Raw genomic sequence first — 13,420 nt, forward strand, 5'->3', positions numbered from 1 at the left:
AAACTATACGGTTGCTGCCTCTAGCTCGACTTCTTCTAGCAAGTCATTCACGGGGAAGCGATCGAGGAGGTAGCGTGCCTGCTGGGCGCTTTGGCGTAGTTGGGGACTGGTGTGGGGCGCATGGGGAATCTGGGAAAGAAAATCGAGGGTGCGCCGCAGCAATCGCACAATATCGCCGGCATCGAGATTGGTTTCAGTGCACAATTCATTCCACGGCGTGCCCAAGGCCCACTGCTCTACCAAGCCAATGAGATCCCACTCGTACCAGAGGGGAAAGATGATGTGATGGCGACGCTGCACCTGAAACAGCCGACGGCGAATGGGGCTGAGGGCGGCCAAGCGTTCTTCCACCTCACTGGCAATGGGGTAGTTGCACCAACAGTCGGAACGGGGGGTTTCAGTCACTAGAGCTGCGATCGCTGCCGCCAAGAGATGGGGGGGCAAGTCATCGAATTCGCCAGAGGCTAAGGCTAGGGCCAACCACAGTTCATTTTCGCCCCGCAGGGCAGCGGCCATTTCCCCAAGGGGGGTGGGGGTTAGGTCGTTGAGGCCACCAAAGTCCTGCAGGGCAGCAATGAGGGCAAGAAATTGCTCCCAGTGGCGTTGGGACTGTTGCTGGAGCTTGTGCTGGCGATCGCGCAGTTCCGTTTGTAGCCGTTCTTCGCGACGAACTAAGCGCAGCAGCGAATGGACATTTTGCGGCAGACTGGCTTGGAGTTGCGTGAGTTTGGCCTCAAGGTCAGCGATTTTAGCGGCTTGGGCAGCCACTTCTGGCGCGGCTAAGACAGGTGGCAGATCCGGGAGGGTACCGAGGTAGTGATTCGCCTCATTGCAGGGATAACTTTCCCCTAGACGCAGTTTCATTGCCTCTGGGGGCGGGGGGAGATTGCTACAGGGGGGGCGATCGGGATAGACAGCCAAAATATCATCAATGTCAACGACCCGAAAGCGACCATCGGCCGCAAGACACAGCCAGTGGGGCAACTGCCCGGAACCAGCAACGAGCTGACAGAGGATGGCGGCTAAGGGGGGATGATCCCGCAGGGGGGATTTGATATGGAGCCATGTCCCCGGCGGCACTGCCATCATAAAGGGGAGGAGTTCTTGGGCACGTTCCTGCTCCGCCTGCTGTTCGAGGATTTTCACGAGGCGTTGATCCTGCCGCAGCCGTTCCCGCAGCTTCTGATACTGTGCTAGTTGCTGCCGATCAATGCCTGTGAGGCGTTGTTGCACGGTTTGCAATTCCGTTTCCAGTTGGGCGATCGCCTGCCGCTGCGGGGTCAGTTGCAATGTGGCCAAATACTGCCCAAAACTGCACTCCACCAATTCCCGCGCTTCTTCGAGGGTGTGGCGTTGGAGCAGGTTCAAGACCATGCCATAGCTGGGGGTAAATTGGCTAATGAGGGGATCGGGGGCGGCGGTGGCCAAAAATGCCGCTTCATGGGCGCCCTCAAAGGGGGTTTGCAAGGTGACCACATGACCCACGGTATCCATGCCGCGGCGGCCGGCTCGTCCTGCCATTTGCAAAAATTCAGAGGCCGTCAGGAGGCGATGACCGCTGTCGGTGCGCTTCGAGAGGGTAGAAATCACAGTGGTGCGCGCGGGCATATTGATCCCTGCGGCCAGCGTTTCCGTAGCAAAGACGAGTTTGATTAGGCCTTCTTGAAAGAGGGTTTCCACAAGGGTTTTCACCACGGGTAGCACCCCGGCATGGTGAGCGGCAATCCCTTGGTAGAGGGGGGCAATCATTTCCGGGGCAACAATGTCCTGATGTTGTGCCAAAAAGGCCTCGACCCGCGCCGCTAGTGCTTGCTGTTCTGCCTTGGTGAGGAGATTCATGCCCAGGACCTCTTGAACCGCTTGGTCACAGCCGCGCCGGCTAAAGATAAAGTAAATGGCCGGCAGCATCTCCCGCTGTTGCAGTTGGCTGACCACGTAGCGGATGTTCAAAAAGTCCCGCTTGCCGCCGCGTCGCCGCAGTTCGGGCTGGCCGTGGAGCTTCGGGTTGAGGCGTTTGCGTTGGCCGTCCAAGAGGGGGAAGAGTCCCTTGCCATTGCAAAAGTAAAAGTGCAGCGGTATCGGTCGCCAGTCGGAGTAGATCAGTTCAGCATCCCCATGGACGGATTGAATCCAGTCGGTGAGTTGCTCGCCGTTGGCGATCGTGGCGGAGAGGGCCACCAGTTGAATTTCCTTGGGGCAGTAGATGATCGATTCTTCCCAAACGGTGCCCCGCTGGCGATCGTTCATGTAGTGGCATTCATCGAGCACCACCACTTCAACCCCCGCAAGGGAGGTACCCACTTCGCCAATGGGGGTGCCGTAGAGCATATTGCGGAAAATTTCCGTCGTCATCACCAGAATCGGGGCATCGCGGTTAATCGAGACATCCCCGGTCAAGAGGCCGACCTGCTCCGCGCCAAACTGCTGCTGAAAGTCACGCCACTTCTGGTTTGAGAGTGCCTTGAGGGGGGTGGTGTAAAAAACCCGCTGCTGCCGCGTCAGGGCGCGATGAATTGCATACTCACCAATGAGGGTTTTACCTGACCCCGTAGGAGCACAGACCACCACAGAGCGACCGGCATCAAGGGCAGCGATCGCCGCTTCTTGAAAGGCATCCAGTTCAAAGGGGAGTTGGGCAAGGAAGTCTGCTAGGGCCGGCGATCGCTCACTCATGGGGTAGGTGTCGGCTCCTGCTGCACCAGAACTTCACCCCTGAGGAGCCGTGCCGCCGCATCCAGTAATTGCTCCTCGAGATAGGGCTTCGTAAAGTAGCCCCGTGCCCCCAGTTGTGCGGCCATCTTGCGGTGGCGATCGGCGCCCCGTGAGGTCAGCATGGCGATCGGCAGATGGTTGAGTTTGGGATCCTTTTGAATGCGGGAGAGCAACTCCAAGCCATCCATGCGTGGCATCTCAATGTCACAGAAGACCAAGTCACAGGGCAAGCCCGAGCGCAGTTTTTCCCACGCATCTTGACCATCCCGTGCCTGCTCGACGCGGTAGCCTGCCCGCGTAAAGGTCATTGAGAGCAACTCCCGCACCGTAATCGAGTCGTCGATAATCAGCACCAAGGGTTCGGAGGCTTCCTCGGGTTCCGCAACATCCATGGTGTGACCAAAGCCACGCCAGTCGCGATCCATGCGTCCTAGGGACAGGTCAATAATTTCCAGCACGTCGGCGATCGCCATCGCGCGACCATCCCCTTGAACTGTGACTCCCGCTACCCCCACCGGCTTCGGCACCGGTCCAGACAACTGCTTAATCACGATTTCCTGTTCGCCGATGACCTGATCCACCTCCATGGCCACGAGATCATCGCCGCTGCGCAGCACAACAATTGAGACCATGCCATCGTCTTGACTGCTCCCGCCATAGACATTGCTGCGGCTAATATTGCGGCTGTACTTGAGCAAGTCCCCAAGTTTACGCACCGGCAGCAGGCGATCGTGCCACGAGAGGACACGCTGACCATCTTCTAGATTTTGGATGCGCTCTTGGGGAATATCCAGCATATCCTCCACACCGTCAATGGGGAAGGCAATGCGGCAGTGGTTATCAATGCAGCAGAGGGCTTTGGTAATACTCAGCGTCAGCGGCAAGCGGATCGTAAAGGTGGTGCCTTTGCCCACCGTAGAGTCAATGTTAATCGTGCCGCGAATGTCCTCCAGATTTTTGCGCACCACATCCATCCCCACACCGCGACCGGCAAGGGCATCGGCTTGATCTTTGGTGCTAAATCCCGACTGGAAGAGGAAGGCATAGACCTCTTGGCGCGATAGGTTGGGGGCATCCGCCTCCTTCAGGAGACCCTTCTCGATCGCCTTGCGTTTTACCCGTTCTGGGTCAATCCCCGCCCCATCGTCACTGACGGAGATAATCGCTTGACTTCCCTGATAGAACGCCCGCACGCGAATCAAGCCTTTTTCAGGTTTGCCCAATCGCCGCCGCTCTTCGGGGGGTTCAATACCGTGATAGACGGCGTTATTGATCAGGTGGGTCATCGGGTCAAAGAGCTTTTCGAGGATGCCCTTGTCAATGAGGGTATCTTCCCCTTCAATCTTCAGTTCCACCTGTTTGCCAATGGTACTGGCAACGCGGCGCACGGCACCCGGCAAGCGGACAGACATTTCACGGAAGGGCACCATTCGGGAGCGGCTCAACCCCTCTTGAACTTGGGTAGTGACTTGACGAAACTGCCGTGCCACCTGCTCCACTTCATCAACGACATATTGGATGTCATCGGCGGCCTCCCGCACCCGCACAATTCGCTCAATCACCTCCTGCGAGAGGGTGTGGAAGCCGGTAAAGCGATCCATTTCCAAGGCATCAAACTCGACCCCTGTGGCGTGGGTTCCCCGTTCCCCTTGGCCATTGGCTGCCCGTGCTGTCGTGACGCCCAACAGTGAACTCTCAAGGAGCGATCGCTCGTAGAGGTCTTGCATTTGTTGGCTGACATCCCCCAGTTGTTGGACTTGGTAGAGCAAGTTATCAAGAAACTGCCGCAGGCGTTCTTGGGTGTCTTCGAGGCTATTGCGGTTGACCACCAACTCCCCAACGAGGTTACTCAAGGTATCGAGGTGGCGTACAGGTACCCGCATGGTTTGCTCCACCAAGGAGCCACCTTTTGGCCCTGCCCCGGCTCGGCGAGGGGTGGCCGCCTTCGCACTACTCCCTGCGGGTTGGGGAATTAATTTCTCTAAATCGGCAAAACTATCATCAGCGGTGGCAGGGGCTGGGGTGGGTTGCCCCAAGAGTTGCTCGAGATCCTCAAAGGCCGCTGTAGGTGGTGCCGCCGTCTCTAAAAGCTGATCCAATTCATTGAATGTGGCAGCCTCGGCTGGAGTTGTACTCGTTGCACTTTGCTCAATCAACCCCTCCAATTCCTCTAGGACGCTTTCGGGGCTAGCAGGCACAGTGGCATCATTCACCAGTGCTTCCAGTTCTGCCATGCTGGCTGCTTCAGGGGAGAGGATAGAGTCCTCCACCAACCTTTCAGGTTCCGTCATGCCCGCAGCTTCAGGAGAGGCGAGAGATTCCTCGGCCAGGGCTTCAGATTCAGCAACGGTCGCAGCCTCAGGAGAGGTTAAGGAGGCTTCCATGAGGGATTCTAGCTCGGCAATGCTAGCAGTCTCAGGAGCGGGTACAATCTCCTCCACTAGTGCTTCGGGTTCAGCAATATTTGCCGCTGTGACTTCAGGCATACTTGGCTCAGCGATCGCCGGCGCCTCGGATGGCGTTTCTGCCCAAGGATCATCAGGGCTTGGCGGGGCAATAAATTCCGCGAGGGCTTCTTCCGCCGCATTATCTACGACCAAGTTTTCTAGGGCATCGTTGAGACCCGGCACCTCTTCGAGGAACTCAGCCACATCCTCAGCAACATCACTGAGAGCAGGGATCTCAAAGTCCTCTTCTAGGGGAAGCAGATCGGGAGCCTCAGTGGTTTCCACCTCACCCAAAAAGTCTTCTAGGGAAGCAACTGCCTCATCAAGAGCGGCCACCTCTGAGGGGGCTTCCTCGGTGAATTGTTCAAGGAATGCATCCAGACCAAGTTCGACGGGTTCTGCGGCTGCACTCTCCTCAAGAGGACGGTCAAGTGTCAAGGGCGCCTCAAGGGCCTCAGCCATACTTTCGGCGATCGCTGGCGGCGTGAGGTCATCGAGGGATGCTTCCTCCACCTCCGCAGAGACCAGCTCACCCGAGAGTTCTTCAATTTCATCGAGGATGGCATCAAGGCTGGGTTCTGCCTCAGGCAACTCCTCAGCAGCGGTCATGTTCAAAAAGTCGGAAATCTCCTCATCAAAGGCCGCTTCATCCCCCAGCCCTAAACTGGCCAAATCCTCCTCAAGGGTGTCCTCCAGCCAGTCCGTCGGCAGCGCTGTGGCATCACTAAAGATGTCACTCAATTCTTGGAAATCAGTCCCACTCTCCTCGCCAAAAACAGTGACACCATCGCCACCGCTGCTCATTGGCTCCATTGGCTCGGAAATCTCTTCTTCGGGCACCCTCACCTCTAGCGGAGCAACCTCAGAGGCCATTTCAAGGGGTTGCAGTGGTTCCTCAAGGGTGACGGGAGCTGATTCTAAGACCGCAGGCTCTGGCGCTTCTGGAACAACAGCCGGCGCTTCCTCAATCACAGGGGGCTGAAGCGCCACTAAACTGTCACTGGGACGAATCGCACTGCCTTGACCATTGAGCACCAAGTCGCGAGCCGCCATAATCTCTTTAATCACCACGGGTGCCAAGGCCGTGAGGGGCTGAGCTGTGTTACTCACCGCCTGTTGGGCGATCGCCAGCAATTCAACCCACTGGGGCAGCGCAAAGGTTTCCCCCAATTGACCCAAATTAGAACAGGCCGCCGCCAATTCTTGCCGCACTTGGGGCGAATCGGGCTGCTTAAAGAGTTGTAACATTGCCCGCAGGCGATCGGGCACCTCCGTTTGAAAGACTAAGCGGTAGCTGGAATCAACAACGGGTTGTACCGGCGGCTTAACGGGTTCGGCCACAGGGGGAGAAGGCGCAGCTACAGGGGGCGCCACCTCTGCTCCTTGGGTCAGGTGGCTCAAGTGGGCTTGCAGTTGATTGAAGACTGGCTCCACCCGATTCAGCGTTGCCGTTGCTGTCTCCTCCGTCAAACCAAAGGGGCCTTGCAATTCATCGAGGAGTTCCCGCAGCGCATCAAAGGCTTGCAAAAAGAGTTGCTCTAGGGTTTCATCTACCGTTACGGGGTGTTCCCGCAGAATTTTGAAGTAGTCCTCCAGCTTGTGGGCGGTGTGTTGAATGCTATGGAGTCCGAGCATAGCCGCTCCCCCTTTGACGGAGTGGGCTGCCCGAAACATTTCACTCATCGCCTCGGGGTCATTGACCACCTGCTGGAGATTCATCAAACTGTCTTCAATGGTGGTCAGGTGTTCCTGCGCCTCCTCAATGAAGTAGCCAAGAATGCGCTTTTGTTGATCGCTTTGCATAGCCCCCTCCCGGATTGCTTAGGCTTGATCTTCAGTATTTTCAACGCGGAACCGTTCCACCGATGCCTGCAAGTTGCGCGCCACACTCACTAGACCTTGCAACGAGTCAGACACCCGCTGTGCCTCCTGAGAGGTGGCCTGCGCTGTCAACTCAATAGATTGCATCACCTGAGCCATGGCTCGCGCCGATTCTGTTTGCTCGACCGTAGCGTTGGTAATCGAGCGCACAAGGGTATCAATTTGCGACGACACTTGGATGATGTCCTCAAGGGAGTGCTTGGCCTGTTCAGCCCGCTTCGTCCCCTCAATCACCTGCTGTGTCCCTTCTTCCATGGCGGTCATCACCGCGCCGGTTTCACTTTGAATTTGCAACACAATCTGCTCAATTTCTTTCGAGGCTTTGGCTGCGCGGTCTGCTAGTTGCCGCACCTCATCGGCGACCACCGCAAAACCCCGACCTGCTTCCCCAGCTCGTGCGGCCTCAATACTGGCGTTCAAGGCCAACAGGTTCGTGCGGTTGGCGATCGACGAGATCACACCGACAATCTTGGCAATCTCTTGGGAAGATTCCGCTAGGCGCTTCACCTTGCGGGTAGTCTCGGCCACCGTTTCCCGAATCTGCAAAATACCCGCCACTGTGCGTTCCACCGCCTCACCACCACGGAGGGCTGTTTCTGAAGCATTGCGTGCCACCTCATTAGCTTCTTGGGCACTTTCGGCCACCCGCTGAATGGCGTTGGTCATCATCTGCACCGAGTTCAGGGTGACCGCTAGCTCCTCCGCTTGCCGCAGAGCATCTGCTGAGAGACTACGGGCAAAGGTTTCGTTTTCTGCGGCACCGCGACTCACCTGCTGGGCGGCAATTTTCACCTGTTGCACAATCGTCCGCAGGTTGTGAATTGTCAGGTTAAAGGAGTCGGCCACTGCGCCGAGCACGTCCGCTGTCACTTCCGCTTGTACGGTCAGGTCACCGCGGGCGGCACCCTCCACATCATCGAGGAGTCGGATCACTTGGCGCTGTAAATCATCCCGCTGCCGTTCGTTTTCCTCTGCTTTTTTCTGGGCATCAGCAGTAATTTGCTGGATGGTATCCGTCATTTGGTTAAAGCTTTGTGCCAAGAGTCCCAGTTCATCGTTACTGGTGACCGGCACCCGCGCCGTCATATCACCAGCAATCACGGCATTACACTGTGCCTGCAAATCTGTACAGAAGCGCTTGATGCGGCTGACACTGCGCTGCCCCATGGCATAGACGGCCACCCCGGCGGTGAGACCAGCAGCAGTACCACTCACTAAAGGCGCAGGGCCGGGGGCACTAAAGCCTAAACTAACGGCACCCGCAGCCAAGGCGGAAAGGACACCGCTGGTTACGGCTGAGGTAATGTTTTGCTGGCCAAAGGAACTCGTGGCCGTTGAGGTTGCTGGGACTGTTCTAGCCACAGGACGAGGACTACGGGAAGGTGTTGGCGCAGTAGCCGCTGGTGCTGCAACGGGTACTTGCTCGGTAAAGGCTGACAGATCCTGACTTGCTGGAGGGGGTGGGGTTTCAGCGCGGCTAGCGGTGCTTTGGCTCAGGCTGAGGCTAAAATCGGCCAAGTCCTCAAGACTTTGCTGGCTGAGATCAAATTCATCCGGTAAAACTGCAAAGGTCTCGGTGCCGGCATCGGCCATCACGGTGGCATCTGAGCCAACAGCCCCCATGCCATGTACTTGAGGATTGGCAATGGTCATTTCATCATCAAATCCCGCACCGGAGAGATCTGCATTGCCAAAGGAGAGATCCTCTAGGTCAAAGTCGGCAATGGATTCAAAGGGTTCAGCACCACCAGAGCTCGCTTCCCCTTGCGCGATCGCTGGTGCCTCTGGCTCCCTAACGGTTTCACCTGCGGGAAACTCAGACATGGCGATCGTCTGCTCATCCTCAAAAGTAGCGGGGTCAAAGGCCTCAGGAGACAGGGGTTCTGCCACAATATCTGGGGCTTCAAAAGCCTCAGGGGAAGCTGAGAAGTCACCAAAGAGATCGTCTTCCTCCTCGGCTGCATCAGAAGAACCGAATTCGGGCTGCGGCAACAATTCAATGGCATCTGCCGCCTCATTGGTCAACAAATCACTGATACCAGCGGCAGAGGTAGAGACTTCAGGAACATTGGTCTCAACGGATTCCGTCAGATTTGGCAAGAGGCTCTCTTCAGAAATGCTGGCTGCTGGGGCTTCCTCAATATCGCCAAAGAGACTTTCTGCCGACATATTTGCCGCTGGGGATTCCTCAAGACCGGGAAAAAGGCTCTCTTCAGAAGCGTTGGCTTCTCCCGATTTTGTAAGCCCGCCAAAGAGAGTCTCTTCAGATACGGCTACTTCAGCAGCAAAGGGATCATCAAATGTTTCGAGGGAGGGGGACATCATTTCTTGCAACGGAGCCGCAGTACTTTCTGATGTCTCACCATCAAAAACAGGGCTGGCGGGTTCGGACGGGGTCAAAGGAGAACTTCCCATGAGCATTGTGACATCATCATCACTGATGGACTCTGTACCTAAGAGCTGCACGGATTCGCCAATGGGAATTTCTGGAATGTCCGCGACTGGCTCCTCCAAAGAGTTGGCCGAAAAGGCAAAGGGATCCTGAACCGCCGCCTCTTCGTCGAAGGGATTAAAGGCACCCTGTTCTAAACTGGCGCCAAATTCTTCCTCAATGCCGCCCACCTCAAGATCGTCAAAGGGGTTACTTGTCCCTAAATCGCTACCAAAGTCATCAAAGTGATCAAGACTCAATTCCTCTGAAGGGTTTGCGGCTTGGGGTTCCACAATGGGTGGCGTGGTTTGCAAAAAGGTATTGTCCCCCTGAAGTTGGGTGTGATCTCCTTGCAGGGTGGTATGGTATTCTTCGCCCCCGTTCTTGGCAGGTTCAGCAGCGGGAATCAAATCTTTAATCTTGGCAAGGCTCTCGTTGGCCAGATTGATCAATTCTGGATCCGTTGTGGCATTGAGAACCGCATGGTACTGCTCTTGAGCCTCGCTGTAGCGTTGTTGACAGCAGTAAATGTGCCCCCGCAGCAGCCGTAGGTTGGGATCGCCCGGTCGGGTGCCCACCAATTGGTCAGTGATTTTGGCCGCCTCTTCATAGTTGCCTTGCACATAAGCGGCAACCGCTTTTTGATATTCTTGGGTGTGTTGGGTGCTGCTGGATGCCATGGGCTTACTCCCAGAATGGATGATGACAAGGGGCAAAGAATTCTTAAGGACTACATCAAGGAAGCTTTAATTACAAAGTATGCGCCAATCCTTGGGAAAGATAGCACGGGGGTGTTAATTTTCCTAAAGTGACTGGTGTTGATGAGTTCCATGGTGACACTTGAGCACGAGTGTCCATTGAGATTCTACTTTTTCTAGTTTAGAGTCCCCAACGAGCACTGCGTAAAATGGCGAGGGGATCCAAAAGCTTAACAATGTCCTGTTGCTCGGCATCAAAAACCCATTCGCCACGGACAAAGGGAGCCATCTGATCGCTGACATGGGTCGCGCGCTTAATGGTGTCATTGTTGAGCCACTCCATGCCTCGGACTTGATGAACTGCTAGCCCTACCATTAACTCATCATCTTCAATGGCAATAATCGATAGCTCAGAGCGATCGGTATTCAAGGGGGTGTCATCGCCAAGAAACTTACCGGTATCCGCGACCCAAATCACCTGCCCCCGCAAGTTCAAAATCCCCAGTAGCAGATTGGAGGTATTGGGCACTGGCGTAATGCGATCGGGAGTCACGGCCACAACTTCGCGTACCCCAATAGCCGGTAGGGCTAGGGTATCACCGCTAGGGATGGTAAAGAGGATATGCAAATCCCCCTCTGGGGTTCTGAGGTCATCGATATTGCCACTTTCGATGGGGGCATTGGTTGCGAGTAAGTCTGAGCTACTAAACATTTTTTTAGCCTCGCAAGAGTTGCTTGATGGTGCCAACCAGTTCTTTGGGGTCAAAGGGCTTCGTAATGTACGCATCAGCCCCCTGTTTCATGCCCCAATAGCGATCAAACTCCTCACCTTTGGAGCTACAGATCACCACGGGAATGGATTGGGTGCGGGGGTCGGACTTAATTTGGCGACAGACTTCATACCCATTCATGCGGGGCATGACAATGTCGAGGACAACCACATCGGGCGTGCTCTGCTGCAATTGCTCCATTGCCTCGACACCATCGGTGGCAACGGTTACTTCAAAGCCTGTTTTCGCCAGCAATTCGCTGATCATTTCCCGCTGGGGTGGACTATCTTCGACAACTAAGACTTTACTCATAGGGGGTTACACGTAGAATTAAGGGTTTACTTTATATTCTAAAAGCCTAAGAGGTTGACAGGTTGATGATAGCTAACCTGCTAACGGGGCGTCTCAAGGCCTGATTTTGGTTCTAGCACGTCGCCAAAGGACTCGTCTGTTAAGGAGGTCACAGGTGGGGCTGCACCAATGTAATGGTGCGTAATTGTTAACAATTCTTGAGTTGAAAAGGGCTTGCTGAGGTAATCAGTGGCACCGGCCACTTTGGCGCGCAGGCGATCGCTCCAACCCACGAGGCTAGTCAGCATAATAATCGGCGTATAACGGAAGCGAGGGGTGTGTCGCAGAAGGGTGCAAAATTCGTAGCCATCCAATTCGGGCATGGCAATATCGAGGAAAATCAGGTCGGGGTTGAGTTGGAAAATGAGACTCAAGGCCGTTAAGGGGTGGGCGATCGCCGTCGCTTCATACCCTGCGGCTTGTAGGGTGGATTCAACCACTTGACGGACGGTGGCGGCATCATCCACACACACGACCCGGGGCGATCGCCGCCAAGAGAGGGGGGGAAAGGTACGGGTGTGGCCATTGGTTCCCCAAGAACTGACTTGTAAGTACCCTTGATGGAGATAGGGCAGCAGGAGTTTGCCCACCGTCACGCCATCTCGTCCCAGTTGCCGACTCAGACGGCGCAAGGTGATCCGCTCGCGCACGAAGGGTTCCAGTTGGCGAAACCACTGATCCGCTGGATCGTTGCCTGTGGGTTTAATATCCGTCAGTTCGAGGGATTGATCAAGGGAACGCAACTCTGGATGCAGTTTTTTCCATTCCCGCAGATGACTCAGGCTGTCATTGAGCAGCATTGTCAGGGAGAGATTGTGCCATTGGGGGGTGAGGGGACTCGCACTATAAAACTTGAACCAAGCGCGATTGAGGCTAACAACGTCAAAGAGACTTTCCCGCAGCAGCGCCCGCCACACGCTATGGATTTGATTGAGCTTGCAGTGATCGAGGAGCCACCACAGGCATTCGTATTCCACCCAACTGGCACCAGCTTTGCTTTCGATGAAGCTATCGGGACTCGGCCAAGGAATGCCCTGCCCATAGAGCAGATCCTGCAACCGCTCTAAACTGTGGCTGTGGCGATCGGCAATATACACTAAGTGGCCATGAGTCAAAAAGAGAAGCCACGTCTGACCGGCATCATCTTCGAGGTAGAGTTCCCCGGTGCGCTGGCCAAGGGCAAGGGTTTGGCACAGCGTGTAAATATCCGTATCGTTGAGGCATCCTTCCATGGCGCTATTATAGCGATCGCCAGCGGGCTGACCGCGACACCGGATAGTCAGTCTCAGTTAGCGCTGGGTATAGCTAGAGAGCAATTGCACCAGTTGCTTCACAAGGGCTTCCTGATCGCGATTGATCTGGGGAAAGTTAAAGTCATCGCGAATATGAACCTCAAAGCCCGGCACCACCTCAATGCGCTTCCAAGATTCTGGTTGCGGTGAATGGCTCGGGGGCGGTACCTCGCGGCGGCTGACACTGGGACTGACGCGCATGGGTTCCCCATAGCGATGCTCGGAGCGGTCTTGTACCTGTTGCAAAAAGGCCAAAGCTGGGTTGATCGGGGGTGGATTCAATTGCAGATGAACCCCTTGCTCAAGGAGTGCCCGCAGTTCTGGGGTGCTCATGCGATACACCAGCTTGTAAATGGCACCTGCGGTATAGCCCTCCATCAACAGCCGCCGCACCACCAGCAATTGCACCAGGTGGCGATAGCCGTAGCGCCCTTCGCGGCCAATGCGAGCGGGACGGTCAATCAATTTGCAGGAGGTGTAATGGCGCACCAGACGCGGGTTGACCTCTTCCAAAACACGGTTTTTGGAATCCTCCTGGGGGAGGTGCTGGGGTAAGAGTTCGTTGGCGATTTCCACCAACTCATCTAATGACCATTGATCCTGAACGTGGATGAAATCTTGAATTGTTGCCATGATGAACAAACACAGCCTTTTTTGAACGAAAAAACAAAGAAGTCAGTTAGAGAGGAATTTCCCTGTCCCAGATAGAGCGCAAGGGCGCCCCTAGAGCAGGAGTGAAACTATATTATCGTATTTTTTTGGTTCTGTATCATTTTGGGTCTCATGTAGTCTTACAATTATCAAGGAAAGTAAACACCTGAATATTACAAGGCTACAG

At 55.4% G+C, this 13,420-nt stretch carries 7 protein-coding genes; all 7 read right to left on the reverse strand.

The window, feature by feature from the left end:
* Positions 1 to 3: 3 nt before the first annotated feature.
* Positions 4 to 2,673 carry a DEAD/DEAH box helicase gene (locus tag RHP47_RS00320; protein WP_310840747.1) on the reverse strand — a complete coding sequence of 890 codons (2,670 nt, stop codon included), beginning with the start codon at positions 2,671 to 2,673 and terminating at the stop codon, positions 4 to 6.
* Positions 2,670 to 6,962: a response regulator gene (locus RHP47_RS00325; protein ID WP_310840748.1), complete on the reverse strand. Its 4,293-nt coding sequence runs from the start codon at positions 6,960 to 6,962 to the stop codon at positions 2,670 to 2,672. The genes RHP47_RS00320 and RHP47_RS00325 overlap by 4 nt, the downstream gene beginning before the upstream one ends.
* Positions 6,963 to 6,980: 18 nt before the next feature.
* On the reverse strand, positions 6,981 to 10,151 hold the full coding sequence (locus tag RHP47_RS00330; RefSeq protein ID WP_310840749.1) for a methyl-accepting chemotaxis protein: 3,171 nt from the start codon (positions 10,149 to 10,151) through the stop codon (positions 6,981 to 6,983).
* A 199-nt stretch (positions 10,152 to 10,350) separates the two neighbouring features.
* Positions 10,351 to 10,881 carry a CheW domain-containing protein gene (locus RHP47_RS00335; RefSeq protein ID WP_310840750.1) on the reverse strand — a complete coding sequence of 177 codons (531 nt, stop codon included), beginning with the start codon at positions 10,879 to 10,881 and terminating at the stop codon, positions 10,351 to 10,353.
* Between the two features lie 4 nt (positions 10,882 to 10,885).
* Positions 10,886 to 11,251: a response regulator transcription factor gene (locus RHP47_RS00340; RefSeq protein WP_149817109.1), complete on the reverse strand. Its 366-nt coding sequence runs from the start codon at positions 11,249 to 11,251 to the stop codon at positions 10,886 to 10,888.
* A gap of 80 nt (positions 11,252 to 11,331) precedes the next feature.
* Positions 11,332 to 12,522 carry a response regulator gene (locus tag RHP47_RS00345; RefSeq protein WP_149817111.1) on the reverse strand — a complete coding sequence of 397 codons (1,191 nt, stop codon included), beginning with the start codon at positions 12,520 to 12,522 and terminating at the stop codon, positions 11,332 to 11,334.
* 57 nt (positions 12,523 to 12,579) lie between these two features.
* Complete coding sequence (locus tag RHP47_RS00350) at positions 12,580 to 13,215, reverse strand: MerR family transcriptional regulator (protein ID WP_149817113.1); 636 nt, start codon at positions 13,213 to 13,215, stop codon at positions 12,580 to 12,582.
* Positions 13,216 to 13,420 lie beyond the last annotated feature (205 nt).

The organism is Thermosynechococcus sp. QKsg1, from assembly GCF_031586415.1.
GTDB lineage: Bacteria > Cyanobacteriota > Cyanobacteriia > Thermosynechococcales > Thermosynechococcaceae > Thermosynechococcus.